General features: G+C 38.8%; 13 protein-coding genes. All 13 read right to left on the reverse strand.

The features are described 5' to 3' along the window. Window positions 1-3 precede the first annotated feature (3 nt). Window positions 4-975, reverse strand: coding sequence for a coiled-coil domain-containing protein (locus tag PK1910_RS04595; RefSeq protein WP_058948509.1), 972 nt, complete (start codon window positions 973-975; stop codon window positions 4-6). Between the two features lie 29 nt (window positions 976-1,004). Next, complete coding sequence (locus PK1910_RS04600) at window positions 1,005-1,493, reverse strand: OmpH/Skp family outer membrane protein (protein WP_004695463.1); 489 nt, start codon at window positions 1,491-1,493, stop codon at window positions 1,005-1,007. Between the two features lie 107 nt (window positions 1,494-1,600). Next, the gene (locus PK1910_RS04605) at window positions 1,601-3,769 is read right to left on the reverse strand and encodes a BamA/OMP85 family outer membrane protein (protein WP_058948508.1); all 2,169 of its coding nucleotides are present in this window, start codon (window positions 3,767-3,769) and stop codon (window positions 1,601-1,603) included. A gap of 176 nt (window positions 3,770-3,945) precedes the next feature. Continuing rightward, the gene (locus tag PK1910_RS04610) at window positions 3,946-8,235 is read right to left on the reverse strand and encodes a translocation/assembly module TamB domain-containing protein (protein WP_058948507.1); all 4,290 of its coding nucleotides are present in this window, start codon (window positions 8,233-8,235) and stop codon (window positions 3,946-3,948) included. A gap of 178 nt (window positions 8,236-8,413) precedes the next feature. Next, window positions 8,414-9,874 (reverse strand): TolC family protein, encoded by a 1,461-nt coding sequence (locus tag PK1910_RS04615; RefSeq protein ID WP_004695458.1) that lies wholly within the window; start codon window positions 9,872-9,874, stop codon window positions 8,414-8,416. A gap of 42 nt (window positions 9,875-9,916) precedes the next feature. Further along, window positions 9,917-11,176 (reverse strand): MlaD family protein, encoded by a 1,260-nt coding sequence (locus PK1910_RS04620; RefSeq protein WP_024061015.1) that lies wholly within the window; start codon window positions 11,174-11,176, stop codon window positions 9,917-9,919. Next, window positions 11,176-11,934: an ABC transporter ATP-binding protein gene (locus tag PK1910_RS04625; RefSeq protein WP_024061016.1), complete on the reverse strand. Its 759-nt coding sequence runs from the start codon at window positions 11,932-11,934 to the stop codon at window positions 11,176-11,178. The genes PK1910_RS04620 and PK1910_RS04625 overlap by 1 nt, the downstream gene beginning before the upstream one ends. A gap of 21 nt (window positions 11,935-11,955) precedes the next feature. Continuing rightward, window positions 11,956-12,717 (reverse strand): MlaE family ABC transporter permease, encoded by a 762-nt coding sequence (locus PK1910_RS04630; protein WP_004695453.1) that lies wholly within the window; start codon window positions 12,715-12,717, stop codon window positions 11,956-11,958. Window positions 12,718-12,747: 30 nt separating this feature from the next. Further along, complete coding sequence (locus PK1910_RS04635; protein WP_004695451.1) at window positions 12,748-14,730, reverse strand: SpoIVB peptidase S55 domain-containing protein; 1,983 nt, start codon at window positions 14,728-14,730, stop codon at window positions 12,748-12,750. Window positions 14,731-14,742: 12 nt separating this feature from the next. After that, the gene (locus tag PK1910_RS04640) at window positions 14,743-15,027 is read right to left on the reverse strand and encodes a biotin/lipoyl-containing protein (protein WP_058948506.1); all 285 of its coding nucleotides are present in this window, start codon (window positions 15,025-15,027) and stop codon (window positions 14,743-14,745) included. 88 nt (window positions 15,028-15,115) lie between these two features. Continuing rightward, complete coding sequence (locus tag PK1910_RS04645; RefSeq protein WP_058948505.1) at window positions 15,116-16,456, reverse strand: phosphodiester glycosidase family protein; 1,341 nt, start codon at window positions 16,454-16,456, stop codon at window positions 15,116-15,118. 226 nt (window positions 16,457-16,682) lie between these two features. Beyond that, window positions 16,683-18,068, reverse strand: a complete 1,386-nt coding sequence (gene mreB / locus PK1910_RS04650; RefSeq protein ID WP_012864056.1) for a rod shape-determining protein — start codon at window positions 18,066-18,068, stop codon at window positions 16,683-16,685. After that, on the reverse strand, window positions 18,049-19,314 hold the full coding sequence (gene murA / locus PK1910_RS04655) for a UDP-N-acetylglucosamine 1-carboxyvinyltransferase (protein WP_004695444.1): 1,266 nt from the start codon (window positions 19,312-19,314) through the stop codon (window positions 18,049-18,051). Before murA ends, mreB begins: the two co-directional genes overlap by 20 nt. Window positions 19,315-19,342: the final 28 nt, after the last annotated feature.

A 19,342-nucleotide genomic window follows, 5' to 3' on the forward strand; every position in this document is an offset into this window, starting at 1 on the left:
TCCTTATTGAACTCGATAGGACGCCTTCACTGCATCAGTAATATCAAGCCCTTTAATATTACCACCATCATCGATGATAACTAAATCCAAATGTTGTTCCTCAGCAATAATTGCTACACGCATACGAACATCTTCTAAAATAGCCTCATGAAGTGCACTCACTTCAGCTTCTTTATCTGAAAGCTTTTTTGCCCATGTATCATTCCACTCTTGCGCCACAGGCAGGTTATTATTAGCAATGATGGATTGTGCTTGTTGTTGTACCATAGAGTCTCGTTTCTCAGCTAATTCCTTCTGTAGGGATGCAGCGTATTGATTGAGCTCTTCCTGCCCTTTTTGTTGCATTGGAGCAAGCTCAGCCTGTACCCTTGCTTTAATTGAATTTACATCGAAATCCGATGGTTTTCTCTTAGCTAATAAGTCCTTTAATCTTTCTTCTTTTTTAGCTTTTTCAGCCATAGCCGCTGCTCTTTGTGCATCATCTATATATACACGTGCATCATAGGCATATAAGTCTAGTTGAAGGTTTACGATTTCCAGATCATATTCATTAGTACTAACCTTTAACTCAGCTAAATACTTTTGAGTCAATTCATTGCGCTTTGCATTTAATTGCTGATTTAGTTCATTCTCTTTTGTTGCAATACGAGTTTGCAATTCGACCGTAAGAGCATCTGACAAGGTTGAATCCAGTGCAAGCGTTTTCAACTGTTTATCTTGTGTCTCTGACTTGGCATTTAAGGCTTGTTGTTCAAGTTCATATTGACGTTGTAAAAGTTCCAGTTCATTTTTGGCTTGTTTATAATCCGCATAGGATGGATTAAACTCTAGTACATCATCAATGCGTACAACACCTATTGACATGCCATCAGGACCCTGTTGGTGATTTGTTACAAAACCATAGGCCCAAACCATAGCACTTATTGCAGCAACGAGAAATATGACTAGTCCTATATATCGTTGTTTCCCGTTCATTGTCGTTCTCCCTTACATAGAACTACAGTTTATTTTTTTGCATCAGTAGCTAGTTTTTTCAATACTTGATCTGTAATATCAACACCACCGTATAGTACAGTGTCTTTAGTCATGACAACGCTAAGACCTTTAGCATCACCAACCGCTTTTGCAGCCTCCATAGCTTTATCTTGAACGGATTTAGCAATTTCTTGATCTTTTTTAGCTAGGTTTTGACGAGCTTCTTCAGCAATTTTTTGTTTAGTAGCATCATCTTGTGCTGCATCAATTTTAGCTTGCGTTTCTTGTTGTAATTGGCTTTGATAGCTCATATATTCTTGAGCTGCAGAGATATAAATTGGATTATCTTGCGACAACATACGAGATGTATCGATAACCCCAATAGTACTAGTCCCACTATTACTACTAGGCGAAGCCATTTGCGTATAAGCTAACGCACCAATACCAACAATAAAAATAGCAGCAATGACGATGGAAAAAATCTTTACATTCGCCTTGTTATTCATCATTCGCATCATAATAGAGTGCCCTCATTTCTTTAAATCACTGCATCAAAGGATGCCATATAGAGATATTGGTGAAAGCCTCTTTAGAAAAGAGGCCTCCACCATATACATTTACTATATTAGAATTGTGTGCCGAAGCTGAAGTGGAATTTATTTTTGTGTTTACCCACACCATAGTCAAGTTTAACTGGACCAATTGGGGTTGTAATACGAACACCAGCACCAACGCCATAGTTAAAGGTTTTCTTACTATTATACCATGTAACATTTGGTGCATCCCATGCATCACCAATATCAGTAAACAATACGCCACTAACCTTTTTAACGATTGGGAAACGGAATTCCAATGTAGCATTGTACATATACTTGCCACGGAATTGATCATCTTCATAACCACGTAAGGAGTCAGCACCCCCCAATGTGAACAATTGGCTATAAGGAGCATCACCTTGAATAAAGCCACCACGTGCACGGAATGCCAATACATTCTTAGCACCAAGTTTTTTATACATGCGTGCTTCAGCTGTGAATTTATAGAAGTCGAAGTCACCGCCTAAACCATGACCAGCCCATTGTGTAGTATAGGAAATACGACGACCACGAGTTGGTTCATAGATATTATCACGAGAATCGTATACTTTTTGCCATGTTACGGAGTTAATGCGACCGAAGTTATTTTTTACATAGTTGTCAGATGCAAAGTTATAGGAACCATTATCCCAGTTTGTACCTTTACCCGCATTTTTATCATAACGGAAGCCAGAGCTATCATCATCATCCCATTTATAAGTATCTTTACGAGATTCTAATGTCAAGTAATCACGAGTATATTCCCCAGTTTGACGACCGAAGGAAATATTGAAACCACGAGATTTCTTATTGTATTCTGCTACTTCACTACCATCTTCATTGTAATCTGTGTATTCATCTTCGCGATTGAAGAAGGAGAAGCCAAGGGATGTACCTTTGCTATCGATCCAAGGTTTCAAGTAGGAGATTTGGTAGTTCTTATATTTTTTCTTACCACCGATTTCCCAGTGAACTTTAAATTTATCACCAGTACCACGGAAGTTATCTTCACCAAACTCAACGATGCCCATCAATCCATCAGATTTAGAGTAACCAGCACCTAATGTAATGGTACCAGTCTTATGTTCCAATACATCGATTTCAATAATTACATTATTTGGATCTTGTTCACCTGGCAACATACGAACGTTTACGTCATCAAAGAAACCTAAGTTATATACGCGTTCTACAGAACGACGTACCAAGAATTTATTAAAAGGTTTTCCTTTCTTTTGAACAAATTCACGAGTAATAACTTTATTGCGAGTTTTCTTGTTACCTGCTGGAATGATATCTTCTACGATACCTTCAACAATGTGTATATGAAGTACGCCTTGGTCATCTACACGGACACCATCAACGTGTGCTAACATATAGCCATCACGAGCATATGCAGCATTAATACCTTGGACTTTTTGCCCTACAGATACAGAGTTAAGAACTTGACCTGGTTGAATATCCATGAACTTAGTCAATACTTCGGAGGAATATACAGTATTACCTTCAAAGGAAACGCCAGTAGTAACTGGATTTACGGTTACGGCAAAGTCCAATTTTACGCCTTCAGGCACGGAAGTAAATACAGGATTTACTTCAGAGAAGTACCCAGTATTACCAAGATTAGTTACATCTTTAAATACGCCATCAACAGATACGGCATCGCCAACTTTTTCAGTTAAAATTGGCAACAAATTTGCTTGCTGTTCAGCTGTAACGCCAGATATAGATAAACCGGTAATCAATTTACCTACGTAAGGATTAACAGATTCTGCACTAGCAGATGTGACATATTGTGCTTCTACTGTTGTAACAGCTTGAGTTTGGCCATTTTCAGCAGCCTTATCAAGATCAGTACCACCAGTAGTTTTAGATACCATTTTTACTTGTTTATCATCAGTTTTTAAAGCAGCATTATTGACTGTAACAGTTCCATCAGAACCTTTTACTACAGTGCCGTCACTAGATATAGTCGTATCACCACGAGCAGCTAAGATAGCTGCATCAGTTTCATCTTGTATAGTTGTAGTAGTTGCATCAGCATTATAAACAGCTTGTGTAGTAGCTGCATCATTTGCTGTAGCAGCATTAGTCGTCGTTGTGCTATTTAAATCTGGAGTATAGCCAGCTTGTACCTCAGCAGCAAATACACTGCCTGTCCCCATGACAGCGGTCAACACGGACGCTGCAAGCATACTTTTATAAGCTTTTGGTTTAAACATAAATTCCTCCTAGAACTCATCCCCATAAAGAGTTTACATCTTATTTATAAAGACTAATAAATCTTTATCATTATAGCATAAATTGCTTGGAATGAGTACTATATTAAACAAATTTTATGAAATTAATATGACTAGAATGTGCATACCTAAGGGGTTTACACATTCTAGCCATACTCTTAAAAGCTACGTGTCCAACGACCACCTATATAATTGTTCCCTTTTGATGTATGCCATCCCGTGAACTTAAGGTTTCGTTTAACAGAATATTCTATACCATATTTATTTTGTTTGTTATTAATACCTTGAGAATAAGTCAACATGACTCTCGGTAATACATATTTACCGATTTCAATATTATAATTACTTGCCGTATCCCTATTGGTTGGCTCATCGGGATCAATTGACCCTGTTGTAATATTGATGCGGTCTAACCCAAGTGTATTTTGTAATGCATCTTGTACATAGCCAAAAGCAAACATTTGAAGCCCTGCTGTAGCCACAGCATTCACATCTTCATTTGTCAAAGTACTACTATTTGAATCTGCACCGCGGCCGAAGGTCAACATGGAAATGATTTGCTTTCTAGACAATGTAGGATTAGAGGACAATGATAAGTCCATATGATCCACTGTCCCTTTTACGCCAAGCATAATAGTGTAATTACTTACATTTGTTTCAGCCTCTAATTGTAAGTTTGGTAAATAAGAGCCACCTACGAAATGAGCATTCCCTTTTGTAATATTAAATACATGGCTCAAATACTTAAACGTGCCATTTCTAACATCGAATTGACCACTAGCAGTTGGATTTTGTAAGGATCCACCAAAATGAACATCGCCACTGATAAACATGTTGTATAAGGTGCGATCATATAAACGTACACCTTTACCCGCATGAACAGTAACATCCACCCCCATATCTTTGGTACTTTCACTAGATTGTAAGGAAAGAGGAATTTTGAATTGAATCTTTTCAAGATTTAAAGTACCAATAAGGGTCGGCAATCCATCTCGGTCAGCAATATAAAGTTCACCATTCAAAGGTCCTCTTACATATTCACTGCGAACCTCTAAGTCTTCTAGCTGAACTGCCGCCTTGTAATTAGTAAGAGTATGTCCAGACCAATTTACTTTAGCAGCCAAACCAGCTGAGCCTTTGCCCATATTAATACGGGATTGGAAATCACCTTGTTGACCAGAGAAAATTAAGTCACCATCAATACCAGTAATTTGATTTTCTACACTTGCCAATTTCATCGTACCATTACGTACCGATACAGTACCATATGCTTCAGGCTGATCAATAGTGCCTGTAATGTGAACCGTGCCTTTTAACGGACCTGTTGCCTCCTTAACACTAGTTGTAAGAAGAGGGATAACAGCCATATCTGCTTCGTTAAAATCAATAGTTACATCCATAGATTTGCTATCATTTGCTGGAATATACCCAGACGTAAAGATTGCCGCTAATGGAATCTTACCATAGACACTTAGCTTATACCCACTTTTGGCACCTTGAATTCGTTGAATCTGAATAACTTGATCTTGCATTGTAGCCAATACAAAACCTTCATCAATACCAACACCATTAAAGGACCCCGACTCTACAGCACCGGATAATTCTACTTTAGGATTCTTAGTTTCCCCAGTGATATTTACAACGCCAGTCACCCAACCAGTAGCTTGAATATCCTTACCCATAAGTGGCAAGAACGGTACTATATCAACATCCTTTAATGCAACCTGTAAGTCCGCTTGACCATCAAGATCCATCGTACCGCCTATTGCAATGAGACCTTCATCAACAGGCAGTTTCAAAGTTGTAACTTTGAATTTACGATTAGCAAGACTTGCATCGATAGTTGCATCACCAACAATCTTTTCATCAATACTTACATCATTAATCTTGCCTGTTACATTAACGCTTGGATTGTCGCGTGTACCTCCGATTTCAACAGAACCATTTAATTTGCCATCAATGTGTTCATTGGACCGGTCTAGCAAGGTTAGCAAATTCTTTACGCTACCATTAGTAACATCTAATACACCAAATAGTTGTCTACTATCATCAAACTTCATACCACCTTTAGCAGTGTAGCGACCACCATCGGCTTCAGCAAAGGTGAAATCTTGCACATTTACAACCGATTTATCTGCATAAACACGACCATGAATATCGTTCAATAATTCCCCATTAACTGATAAGGCATCGGATGAAATATAGCCATTGAATTGAGGGTTATCCACAGATCCAGTAATTTGTCCTCGACCAGATAGCAAACCATCAACTTTGTAATCCGTATTAATGAGCAATCTGCCCATATCAATTTTTTTGCCTTCAAAATCAATATTAATTGCTTCTTTAGATACTGTACCGCCACCTGTGATAGTTGCACCATAACCTTCAATATCAAATCTATAAAGCTCTAATGTATCATTCTGATAGTTATATTTTGCAAACGCATTGGTCACGAGTTTGCCATAAGCAGAACCATCCCACAAATGAGCACGACCTTCTATAATCGGATTTGCAGCCGTCCCTGTAATATGATTGTCTGTTTCAAACCAACCTGTAATAGGAACATCTGTAACAGTACGAATCACATTTTCAATACGAGCAGCCCGAGCCTTGGCATTTAGATCTAACACATCTGTATTAAGATTATACCAACCATTAACATCATAGCCCCCATCGCCATCACCAATATGTCCATTGGTGATAGTGAGAATATGGTTATCTAGCTTAATATCTCCATGGATATTATTGAATCGAGCCCCTTTATAATGTACCTCTTGCCCCCATACAGTGCCCATTACATTTGGATTATCCAATGTACCTTGTATCGCAAAAGAGGTATTCAAGGTGCCATCAACATCTTGACCAATAATAGGACTTAGTGCGGTCAATGGCAATGCATTACCGGAAATAGTGGCATCTATATTACCATTTTGGATATAGCCATATCCGCTTAGCGCCCCATCTCCTATAGTGCCTACAACGGTCATATTTGTACTATTATCTGCATGTGTAAAGTTAGCTTTTGCAGTATCAACTACAACACCGCGAATGCCTATTTGGCGACCTTCAACAGCGCCTACAACATCTGTAACTTGATTATTTTTTCCTAAGATACGCATCTCACCATCGATATTACCTGTAACCGGTGAGGTCATATCTTTTGTGAAAGTGCCTAAAGGTAAATTTTGAATCTTTATAGTAGTATCAAAATCCCCTGTATCAACCACATATTGGCCCTTAACCTTTGCACTACCTTCGCCTACTGATAGGCGCACATCATCCGTACGAACTAAACCGTTATCATATACAATATCACCTTGTAAACGATCAATATAGTAACCATTATAAGAAATACCATCACTAGCAATCGTTGCATCTACACGTGGAGCTACTGTCGTGCCACCAATATGTGCACGCCCACCTACAATACCAGAAACACCGACGTCTGTTATCGCCTCTAAATCTACTTTATCGGCCACAACATTAAGATTTAAATACTCTTCATCTTTGCCTAGTGTAACTAAGCCATTGATCTTTGTTACTTGATCATTTACCCTCCAAGAACTACGACTAATAATGATTTGATCATTATTAAGCATAATGCGACCCGTGCCATCGGTAATATTATAAATTGTATTACCCCGTTTATAAGTGCCTGTTGAACCTTTAAAGCCTACATTACCACTCATAATGTATTTGCCATCTTCACTTTTAAGATTTAAATGTAAATCTTGTAACTTACCACTCGTTACAGATAGATCCTTACGAAGTGGAACAAAACTCATAATACCAGCAGTATCAATTTCATCAGCTTGTACAAAGAGATCAAAATTAGATACATTGTTCATATCAATTTTGCCATTCAAGGTAATTGCGGAACCATCTACATCAGCAGTAAAGGCACCTTTAGACATGCCACTCATATCAAGCGCCATAGTCCCATCAAGATTTCCTACATTCCTCTTTATTCCATCTTTAGTACGTAGCGCTACGCGACCATCATTAACAGTCACAGAGCCATCAAAAGTACCCGACTTATTTGGATCGGATGGTTTTACTAACTTAGTTATACTCCACGACCCATCAGCTAGTTGCCATATATGAAAATCTGGCGCCTCAACGATTACACTAGAAATAGCCGTAGCCCCTGATGTGTTGCCACCGACAATCTTCGGCAAAGAAGATAGTTTAACTCCTACAGCTACCTCTTGAGCAGTTCCAACTAAATGACCATCTCTATCTTTGATAGTCACATCTGTTAGAACAACATCACCATTCCAATTAATTCGGAGAGAATCATAGTCTATAGATCCGTTTATGACATTATTTACTTGTTCTTTAACCATAGGTGCAATGTAAGTTTGAGCCATAGGATTGATGCTGGCACCAACAATACCAGACAAACCTAAAATCGCTGCACCGATAAGGAGCCACTTTTTACGGGTCATAATGATACTCCCATACACATTATGAATAATATAAATATATATACTAATCTTACCACAGACACAGTAATAACTATAGTATTTTCAGAGTGAATTTTATAAAACCTATCAAGAACACCCATTGTCTATAATGTCCATTACAAGAAAAAAGACGACCGAAGTCGTCTTTTTAAAGATCATATTATTGATTGCCGCCTAGTTTTGACAATTGTTCAACAGCACCACTATTAGCAATAACTTCAGCACCTTGACCTACAGGTGTAGACAATGGAACGCCTGTTAATTGTTCAAGAGCCGCAATGCTAATATTGTAATTGTAAAGAGCTTCTACATAGTTATTACGAGCTGTTGTCAACTTAGTTTCTGCATCAAGTACATCAAGGTTCGTACCAACACCTGCACGGTAACGAAGCGTAGCAATACGGAAACTTTCTTGACCTTGTGCGACTGCAGTTTGTGTACTTTGGATTGTTTGTTCAGCAGCTCGTAAATTCAAGTATGCTTTTTGTACAGCTAACAATACAGCATCAACAGTTGCCAAGTTAGCTTCTTTTGCTTGTTCAAGTTGTGCATTTGCTTTTTTAATAGCATTTTGTGTTGCACCACCGTCCCATAAGTTCCAAGTAGCACTAGCACCAACACTCCAGGACTTTGTACTTGTACCAAAGTAACCATCTGGATCACCATAGCCACGACCAGCTTTTACAGCAACCGTAGGCAAATAACCCGCCTTAGCAGATTTTACAGCTTCTTCCGCAGATTTTACATCAAGAGCTGATTTAACAAGAGCGGAACGATGAAGCATAGCATATGCTTTCGCTTGCTCCAAAGTTACATTATATGGTTTATATTGTAAATCATGCTCTGCTGTAGTAATAGCTGTTTGTGCAGGGTATGCAATAACTTGATTTAAGTTCGCCTCTGCTAAATTTGCAGCATTTTGCGCTTTTACAAGAGATGTTTGAGAATCATCAAGATTTGTTTTAGCGGCCAATACATCGGAGCTCGCCACTAAACCAACATTATACTGTGCCTCTACATTGGTTACATGACCTTGATAATCTTTAACAGCTTGTTGTGCTACATCTACCATATTACGGCTCATAATCAATGTATAATAACCGTTAAGAGCATCATATTTTGCTTGTTGTAAAGCCTCTTCATAGCTAGCACCAGTACCTTCACGAGTATAACGTGCAGAATCAATGCTTGCATCGAGTTGTGGATTGAATACAGGCGCACTAATGGAGAAGTTATGACTACCAGATTTGCCACTACCTGTGTCACCGCCCGTTTTTTGAGCACTCCAACCATAACTAACACTTGGATTCTTACCAGCTGCTACTTGGCTTACTGCAGATTTAGCAGCTTCATAACCCCATTTAGTTTGCTTAGCTGTACGATTATTAGCTAATGCTAAATCAACCGTACGGGCTTCGTTTAAAGCTAATGTACGTTCATAGGTTTTACTATCTAAAACAGATTTTTCTGCTAATTGCTTTTGTGTTAATTGAATAGCTTCTTTTTGATATTTGCTTAATTGGTCTCCGTTGTTAACGGATGTAGTTACTACATCAGCGGCAAATGCACCAGTAGTAACTAAAGAAAGCATTACACCTAAGGAAAGAACCTTTTTATTCATAATATGTACCTCCATACTCATATAGAGTAAATGTGTTAGTCATTAGAATACTTGTTTAATACCGAAATAGGTACCTCCATTCGTAGAACTGAACGGTCTGGTCATTTGAATAACGCCATAGGTATCTTTATGCAAACGTATATCACTACGAATACGATATTTACGATGATTAAGGTCATATAGCGCGGCTGATAAGGACACAGGACCACGGAGGTTATAATCCACTCCAAGACCCAATTCACTTTCAAAAATACCACCACGCACCAACCATTTAGAACTAATAAATCGACCTGCATTCAGATCAAAAGTAGTATCATCCCCCATATTAGAAAGGCCAATTTCAGCCATTCCTTTATTATTAAAGGCACGTACTCTACCATTGACACGGAATTCATTATCCGTTGTGTTATACAACAAATCTACAGATGGTTCAATCTTGGTAGATGACTTTTTTTCAGTCATACCAACCTCTACACTATTTCCATTTACATCCGTTTGGTACGCCTTTCCGCCCATCAGTTTATTGATGCGAGCTGAAATCTGTGCCGTATTATGTAAAGTCTCCTTAATATTTTCTTGTGCTTTAGGATCTGTTACAGTTGATTCCATGGTACGAGCCATATTATCTACACGATCAGTAGTTTGTTTTAAATTAGTTAAAATAGCACGCATATCATTGCCTGCATTACCATCAGCATTAAACTGTTGTGCTGCTTGATTTAGCTGAGCCGTTACATCCGCCATATTTTGTGTAATAGCTACCGCATTATCAGCCATCACAGCTGTAGATTGCAAAGAATATTTAAGTGCACTTTGAGTTGCAGGATCACCAATAATACTATTAATAGACTGTAGCATCTTCTCAGTACCATCCATTAATTTTTGTGCACTCTGCATGGCCTTATCCACAGCATCAACGCCTTCACCTTTAACGGAGTCACCATCTTGTAAATATACTTTAGACTGTCCTGGTGAAATTTGAATAAATTTATCACCTAAAAAACCATCTGACCCCAAGGAAAAGATCGAGTCACTTGGAATCTGCGTTTTTTCATCAAGTTTCATCTTAACCACAACGCCACGCGGTGTAATTTCAATATCAGAAACAGTCCCGATGGCCACGCCGGAAAATTTAACCTGATTCCCATTTTTTAGGCCATTTACTTGAGTGAAATCACCTGTAATTGTCATTTGCGGTTTAGCCCAAATATCGATACGGCCTACAAATAGTATGCCTGCAATAAATAGAACTATACCTATTATTGTAAAAGCCCCTACCTTGGCCTCCGTCGTCCACTTCATTATATATCTCCCATCGCAGATTCGTTAATCGGCTCTGCTTCACCATGAATAAATTGTTGTACCTTCTTATTTGTAGAATTCTTAAATTCTATTGTATCAGAAATTTCTACAAAATGCCCCTGATCGAGTAAAGCTATGCGGTCAGCAACATAAAATGCTGACTGCATATCATGTGTTACCACGATAGAAGTACAACCAAGCCGATTCTGCATCCCCTTAATTAGTATACTAATCGTACCTGATGTAATAGGATCTAACCCTGATGAAGGTTCATCATAAAGAATTAAACTCGGATCTAGTGCTATAGCACGAGCTAAGCTAACCCGCTTTTTCATACCACCAGATAACTCATTAGGCATATAGGACTCATATCCCTTTAAACCAACCCAATCAAGTCTTTCTGCCACAATGCGTTTGATTTCGTCATCCTTTAACTTCGTATGTTGACGCAAACCAAAAGCTACGTTCTCACCTACCGACATAGAATCAAACAAAGCTGAATATTGGAATACCATCCCCATTTTTCTTCGTACCGTATTAAATTCATCTTCAGATAATGTAGTTATATCTGTGCCATCTACGATAATCTGCCCTGATGTAGGACGTTGTAAACCTATTAATAAGCGAAGTAATGTACTTTTACCACTACCACTGCCGCCTAATATAACTAACGTCTCCCCATCATTAATAGTGAGATTAACAGAGTCTAAAATCACACGTGACTCGTAGGCAACTACAACATTGCGTAGTTCAATCATAAATCCCTCTAAAAATATCCACTAAAATAACAATGTAGATAAAAAGTAATTTAATACAAATACTAGAATAATACTAGTTACTACAGAACTAGTAGTGGAAAAACCAACAGCTTCTGCGCCCATTTTAGTTTCCATGCCCTTATAAGCACCTACCAATGCAATGACAGCACCAAACACACTAGACTTTATAAGTCCTAAGGTGAAATCTGAAATGGTAGAAAACATTTGAATAGAATCTAAATATGTACTAGGCGCCAAACCCTTGATAACAGTGGCTACAAAGTAACCACCGGCAATACCGATAACAACACCATAAAATGCCAAAATTGGCACCATAATCATACACGCTACTACACGTGGTACCACGAGGTAACCAACAGGATCAACAGCCATAACACGTAGGGCATCAATTTGTTCTGTTACCTTCATTGTACCAATTTCAGCCGTGATAGCTGCGCCAACACGGCCGGCTAATACTACACCAACTAAGATAGGACCCAATTCACGGCCCATAGCTACAGCCATAAGGCCACCTACTGTACTTTGAGCACCATAGGTAATGAGTACATCTGTAATCTGTAAGGTCATAACGGCACCAGCAAAGAGTAGAGTTAAGCTAATAATAGGCAAGGAGTCTACCCCTAAGTGAGCCATCTGTTGAAATACATGCCACAGATTAATCATTTTTAATTGTTTTATTGTTTGCCACACTAATAATGTAGCACTACCCATCTGCGATAAGCCGTTTATGACGACTCGACCTATCGATTCTAGCCAACTCAACAGTCTATCCCTTTCCCTTACAGTTTCAACTTATTCAGCTGTATTTGTTCCACCAGCATTAGCCTCATCTTTTTTATTGGTTTCTTTCGACTCTTTTTTAGAATCCTTTTTAGACTCAGCTTTATCCGTTTTATCTTTTTTAGATTGATCTTCCAATTCTAACTTGCGTTCCATCTTAATCTGATGTTTCGCTTCTTTGACACGTTTTGCTAATTCTTTATCCCGATCAGCAGGCTTCATTACATGAATCGTAAATTGACCATCACCTTGCACAATGTACTCAGTATCAACAGCAGTCTTTTCAGGTTTCTTTTCATCATCCTTACTAGAACTCAAATCTTCTTGACCTGTTTTTTTCTTTACATCCCCTGGCATAGGTTTTGATTCCACATCTTTAAGCTTAGCCTTTTTAACAGATTGAGAGCCATCTTCATCAACTAAGCTGATACCATCTTCCAAAAATTCTACAACGATTTGATTATTTGTATCTGTCTTTTGAATTTCATCATAAAGCTCATCAAAATCTTTATGAACTTTCAAACGGCGTAAAATTTCATCTGTTAAATTATATTTCTGTTTTTCCAATACGTATGGTAATGGAATCTCGCCACCGCCACGCACCTCTAAGGTATACTTACCAATAGCTTGATCTTCAGGTACCTTAAAGAAAATTTGTTTAATAACCTTTTCACCGCGGAACGGCTCTAATGTTACATCTACTACGATAGTATCCCCAGGAGAAACTACAGTAGACGAAGCAGAAGCATCGATAAGCTTTGCTGTTTTCTTATCTTGCGTTACGTTTGTTTCAACCGAAATATCCGAAATTTCATAGTTGATGAATCGATTGTTCATAAGAACATCAATGACATTATAAAATTCATCAACTGCTTTTTCACTAATAGAATCAGAGCTGTAGAACATATTTGTCCGCGTTAATGGCTTATGTTCTTTCCCTTTTGGCGTAATAGTATAAGAAATTGTAGCCGTACCAGAGCCACTGCGATCCAATGTTTTATTCAACATATTGTATAAGGCTGTAGCTGCTAAAGTTGGTGTCATTTCACCATCTTCAATAACCTTGACAGAACTAGTTCTATCACGGCCCATATCAATATCCTTTAAATGGAATCGCAATGGAATACCTGGCGAAATCACGCCTGATACACCTGCAATACCGGCACCTCTATCTTCGGTAACAGAGCCAATCTCTTTACCCATAGAGCCAAGCTTAAAGGCAGCATTATAGCTTTTTACAACGGTAAAGATACTTGCATTGTGCATAAAATAGTTAGAAGAACCATGTTTTAAGAATGGATGACCAAAGGCAACAACCTTTTCACCATCTACATGAGTAACAGTACCAATAGCGCCCAATTTAAGGTCACCATCAACTAGCAAAGCCGCTACTGAGCCACCAGCTTCTAAAGGTTTTGCAATTTCATCACCACTAGCACTTGCGGTGTCATATGTTTCATATTTATATTGTGGTAACTTCGATTTAAAGTATTCCATTGATGCCGCATCGAAGCCATATGCCATAAGTGGAGTACCTAAAGGAATCAATTGTGTATCATCCCAAGGTTTAGATAAGTTTTTCTCATATGGTATATTCCATAGTTTGACCATATCCTCAATAGGAGTAATCATACCTATCGTACCATCCGCAAACCCCCAGCCATAAGCAACAGCCCCAACGAGTTTACCATTTATATATACAGGGCTACCACTCATACCATGCGCAATGCCACCAGTTTGATCCATAACGGGGCCGGAAAACTTGGCTAAAATAAGATGACCAGATGGTCCCTTATCCTTCATGACACCCAGTACCTTTACATCAAAGGTGGAAATAGTATCCCCTACGATTACAGTTTTTGCAATACCTTCCATACCTGTTGTTACATCATTGACAGGCATAAAATCAATAGCCTGTGCAGTTGTAAGTGAAGTACAGAAGAAAAGCGCCAGTATCGCTTTTCTATACCGACGCCAAGAATGAGAAAACTTCATTCCTTCTCTCCTTTATTTACTTTCTACAGTGACAACGATTTGATCACGAGAAACGTCTGAACCCACTGTAACATTAACCGCCGTTACAGTACCAGTTACAGTAGATTTAGCAGCAGCCATAGGACCAGCCAATGTCTCTACAGTCACCAATGTTTGGCCTTCTGTTACAGAAGTACCAACAGAAACTGTAGAAGCAACTTTACCTGTTAATACACTTTGGTATGATACAGGGGCCGCCATTACAGAGCTAACACTTAAAATGCCTAATGCAGCTAAAGCTAACGCTACTCTTTTCATAACGATCCCTCCTTTTACAAAATTAGTTATGTATTTATAGTATACTAAATTATTAGTAATATTTCAAACAAAATTGTATGCAACGAATCTATTTTATAATTACTATATCTTCATAACTCATAGGTGCAGAAGATTTGTGTACATAATCATCATTGATAACTATATCAATGCTACCTTGATTTGATAATTCAGCGCCATCAACAACACCTAATTTAGACAATAACTGAGCTCCTTCTTTTTGAGTCACACCTACAGATTGAAGTTCGGATTTATCAACTGTTAGCACAACTAAATCATGTTCCTTTGTAGTTCCAATGAAGCTACGACCTTTGTTATTAGATTCATCAGCTCCTACATAGCGACCACCTTTCATCACCATAGTGCCCACTTCTAAACTAGCTCCACCGGTAGTGCTAACTTGAGCTAGTTCTTCTCTATTTTGAATTGTAATAGGTGTTCCAACTTTTAACTTACGTAAAGCATTTCCAGATTCGCCATGACCAGACAATACGTATTGATTTTCCCCAATTTTAGAATTTCCCTTTTGTTTACTAATAACCTTGCCATTAGCTACAGTCACTTCATAACCATATTCATTGGTCTTTGTAGAAGGACCATAAGTTGACGTATAAAGGGTCAAAGCGTTCTCTTTACGAACCGTATCAACGGAGGTGATTACAAAACTCTCATTCTTTGTTTTAGCTTGAAGCAAAGGTTTTTTCTCTTCTATAAAGTATCCTCTATTAGGCGTATATCGTAACGTACCACGATTGGAAATACGCTCTAAATCAATAGCTCCATCACTCGCCACTGAGTAAGGTCGTTCAAAACTGCCCCCTTTTACCTTTGCTCCAATGATAGCTGTATGAGCTTGAGTGACAGAAGATAATGGTTTACCTTCTGGAACATGCGCCACCACCATAGGTGAATCATTATCTACGGTCAATGCAAAGGCTTGAATTTTCCCTTCAGCTACGGTGTTATTAATTTTGCTATACGTTACAGATTTATTTACATCTTTTGTAGTCTGTTGCGCATAGCCAGAAAATAAATCCACTACTATACGCGAAGGCTTTTCTAATGCAAACTCATGATGTTGTACATCCTTATTCGCTGTTAATGTTACTCGTAAGGCCCCATTAACCGGTTGTAAGCCAATGCCTTTAAGAACTCCCGTTTTTTTATCATTTTGTGATATGGGGCCAGTTAAACCATTTGTAGTGCCCCCCAAGTTCAATGTAAGAGCATGTGTTTCTTCATTATAGGATTGAGTCCAAGATACAGGCATTTCAGATACATCTAAAACAATTCGGCTTGTACCTTCATGATTAGATACACGCACCCCTGTTAAATTACCTGCCTCAGCATGAGGAACGGTACTACCCAGTAGACCTAAAACAGCAAAAGTCATATACAGATATCGTTTCATCTTTAATTCCTCTATAGCTACAAACCATAATAATGGCCTTATATCATTACATCAATTTTACGCAATATACTTTTACTATAGTATACAGCATAAAGATGAAAAATTCAAAAATAAACGAAAAACGAGGTTACAGTCTAAAAATATTCCATACCAAAAATAGAATAATTGTAGACCATAACCTCGTCAATTTAAGCTTACATCATCATGGTATATTATTGTAACTATATTATTGTAACTCATCTAATGTATCACGAAGCTGTGACATTTCATCTAAAGCCTTTGCAACACCTTTAATCACTGCATATCTTGGAGATTCTACAAGGTATGCCGCGATTCCAATAGAACGTGTAATAACACGGTCTAATCCATCGATGAGCGCGCCACCACCAGTAAGAATTATGCCATGATCGTTGATAGCGGCCACAAGTTCCGGTGGAGTTTTTTCTAGAATAGACTTAACGCCTTCCAAAACATTCATCACTTGTGCTTCTAGAGCACGTTGAATCTCTAAAGAATTCACCGCAACCATCTTTGGTAATCCAGAACTTGAATCTCGTCCTCGTACCTCAATCGTGCGCTCCTTTGCACGGCGATCCACAGTCCCTACAGAAATTTTAATTTTCTCTGCTGTTAGCGGACCAATAACCAAGCGTTTCTTACGACGGATATAGCGAATAATAGATTCGTTAAAAGAATCTCCACCGATGCGAAGTGATTCACTTACAACTACACCCGTATCACAAAGAACGGCAATATCCGTAGTGCCACCGCCAACATCGACAACCATCGCCCCTACGTGCTTAGCATCATTGAGGCCAGTCCCCATAGCAGCAGCCAATGGTTCTTCAATAAGGACTGTCTTTTTTGCACCAGTTCTGAGTAAAGCTTCCAAAATAGCGCGTTTTTCAACTGGTGTAATGCCCGACGGAACACATACAATAATACGCGTCTTCATCAATCTAGAAGCAGGTACAACGGAGCGAATAAAGTACTTCAACATGAATTCTGTCATATCATAATCTGCAATAACGCCCGCTTGAACTGGACGGATGACGGAAATCCCTTTTGGAGTACGGCCCACCATAGAACGTGCAGCCTCACCTAAAGCAAGAATATCACCGGTTTTATCATCCCGTGCAATATACGCAGGTTCATCTAATACCAAGCCTTTACCCTTCGCAAAAATGAGGATATTTGCAGTCCCTAAATCAATTCCCAAATCGAAGTTTAAGGATCGATTTAAACGACTCATAAAATCTCCGACTTGCTCAGGTCGAACTAAACGTTTTAATGTCATGGCTGGTGTTGTTTTAGCAATCGCTACAGTCTCACGACTACGTCGTTCAGCACGGCGCATTTTTGTAACTTTAATCATGGTCTCACGCATATTGGAGGCCAAATGATTAGCTTGCTTTGCCACGCCATTTGAAAGCTTAGTAGACTTACGTTTTGTCCTTCTCAATGGTTTGCGTGTAGTACTCACTTTCGAATTTTCAACCTTTGCAGCACCTAAGTTCTGTTGCTCGTTGTATAAAGCCGGCCCTTTAGAGCGCCGGCTTCTTTTCTTTTTATTTTGTTTTGGCTGTGTACTCTTATTCGTCAACCCGAACAATATCAGCACCTAACCTTTGCAATTTACCTACAAAATCATCATAACCTCGGTCAATATGATGTAAACGACCGACTTCTGTTCTACCTTCCGCAGTCAATGCAGCGCATACCAGCGCCGCTCCAGCACGCAGGTCAGTAGCATTCACTATAGCCCCGTGTAAGCTTGGCATACCTTCGACAATAGCTTGACGATTATCGATGTCAATATGCGCCCCCATTTTACGAAGTTCAGCAACATGCATAAAACGATTTTCAAATACAGTTTCTGTTACTGTACTAGTGCCTTCCGCAATCGTGGTAAGAGCCATGAATTGAGCTTGCATATCTGTTGGGAATCCAGGGTATGGCAAGGTTTTAATATCGACAGCTTTAATGCCTTTACCACTACTGATAACGCGAATGCCGTCGATTTCTTCCTCTACTGTTACACCAGCTTCCTTTAATTTAGCCACTACTGGTTTTAGATGTTCTGGCAATGCATTTTCTACGAATACATCACCACCTGCCATAGCAGCAGCGATTAAATATGTACCAGCTTCAATGCGATCAGGAATAACTGTATGAATAGCACCGTGTAATTGAGGTACACCTTCAATACGAATCACATTTGTACCAGCTCCGCGAATATTAGCTCCCATAGCATTTAAGAATGTAGCTAAATCAACAATTTCAGGCTCTTCTGCAGCATTTTCGATAACGGTTTTACCTTCCGCCATAGAAGCAGCCATAATTACATTCTCTGTAGCCCCCACACTTGGGAAATCCAAATAAATTTGAGTCCCTTTAAGTCCTTCCGGAGCATGAGCATATACATAATCTTCAGTAATTTCAATTTTTGCACCTAATGCTTCAAATGCTTTTAAATGAAGATCAATGGGACGTGCACCGATAGCACATCCACCAGGCATTGAGATTTTAGCCTCCCCTTTACGAGCCAAAAGTGGACCCATGACAAGAAAGGATGCACGCATTTTACGCACAAGTTCATAAGGAGCTTCCGTAGCAGTCAATGTAGAAGCATCGAAAACAATTTCACCATCTGCATTATTACGAGTGATTTTAACCCCCAAAGACTCGATAACTTGGCAAATCGTGCCTACATCTTCTAAATTTGGAATTTCAAGCAATTTACTAGGCGTTGATGCTAGCAAAGTACCGGCAATAATAGGGAGTACTGCATTTTTAGCACTACTAACACGTACACGTCCTTCCAATCGATTGCCACCTTGAATGATTAACTTTTCCAACAGAATTCCTCCTACACTTTATATCGTT

This window comes from Veillonella parvula, assembly GCF_036456085.1.
In the GTDB taxonomy this organism is placed as follows: domain Bacteria; phylum Bacillota; class Negativicutes; order Veillonellales; family Veillonellaceae; genus Veillonella; species Veillonella parvula_E.

Bases quoted from the DNA above. Each gene is read 5' to 3' on its own strand.
- PK1910_RS04595 (WP_058948509.1), bottom strand. From the start codon at position 975: ATGAACGGGAAACAACGATATATAGGACTAGTCATATTTCTCGTTGCT.
- PK1910_RS04600 (WP_004695463.1), bottom strand. From the start codon at position 1,493: ATGATGCGAATGATGAATAACAAGGCGAATGTAAAGATTTTTTCCATC.
- PK1910_RS04605 (WP_058948508.1), bottom strand. From the start codon at position 3,769: ATGTTTAAACCAAAAGCTTATAAAAGTATGCTTGCAGCGTCCGTGTTG.
- PK1910_RS04610 (WP_058948507.1), bottom strand. From the start codon at position 8,235: ATGACCCGTAAAAAGTGGCTCCTTATCGGTGCAGCGATTTTAGGTTTG.
- PK1910_RS04615 (WP_004695458.1), bottom strand. From the start codon at position 9,874: ATGAATAAAAAGGTTCTTTCCTTAGGTGTAATGCTTTCTTTAGTTACT.
- PK1910_RS04620 (WP_024061015.1), bottom strand. From the start codon at position 11,176: ATGAAGTGGACGACGGAGGCCAAGGTAGGGGCTTTTACAATAATAGGT.
- PK1910_RS04625 (WP_024061016.1), bottom strand. From the start codon at position 11,934: ATGATTGAACTACGCAATGTTGTAGTTGCCTACGAGTCACGTGTGATT.
- PK1910_RS04635 (WP_004695451.1), bottom strand. From the start codon at position 14,730: ATGAAGTTTTCTCATTCTTGGCGTCGGTATAGAAAAGCGATACTGGCG.
- PK1910_RS04640 (WP_058948506.1), bottom strand. From the start codon at position 15,027: ATGAAAAGAGTAGCGTTAGCTTTAGCTGCATTAGGCATTTTAAGTGTT.
- PK1910_RS04645 (WP_058948505.1), bottom strand. From the start codon at position 16,456: ATGAAACGATATCTGTATATGACTTTTGCTGTTTTAGGTCTACTGGGT.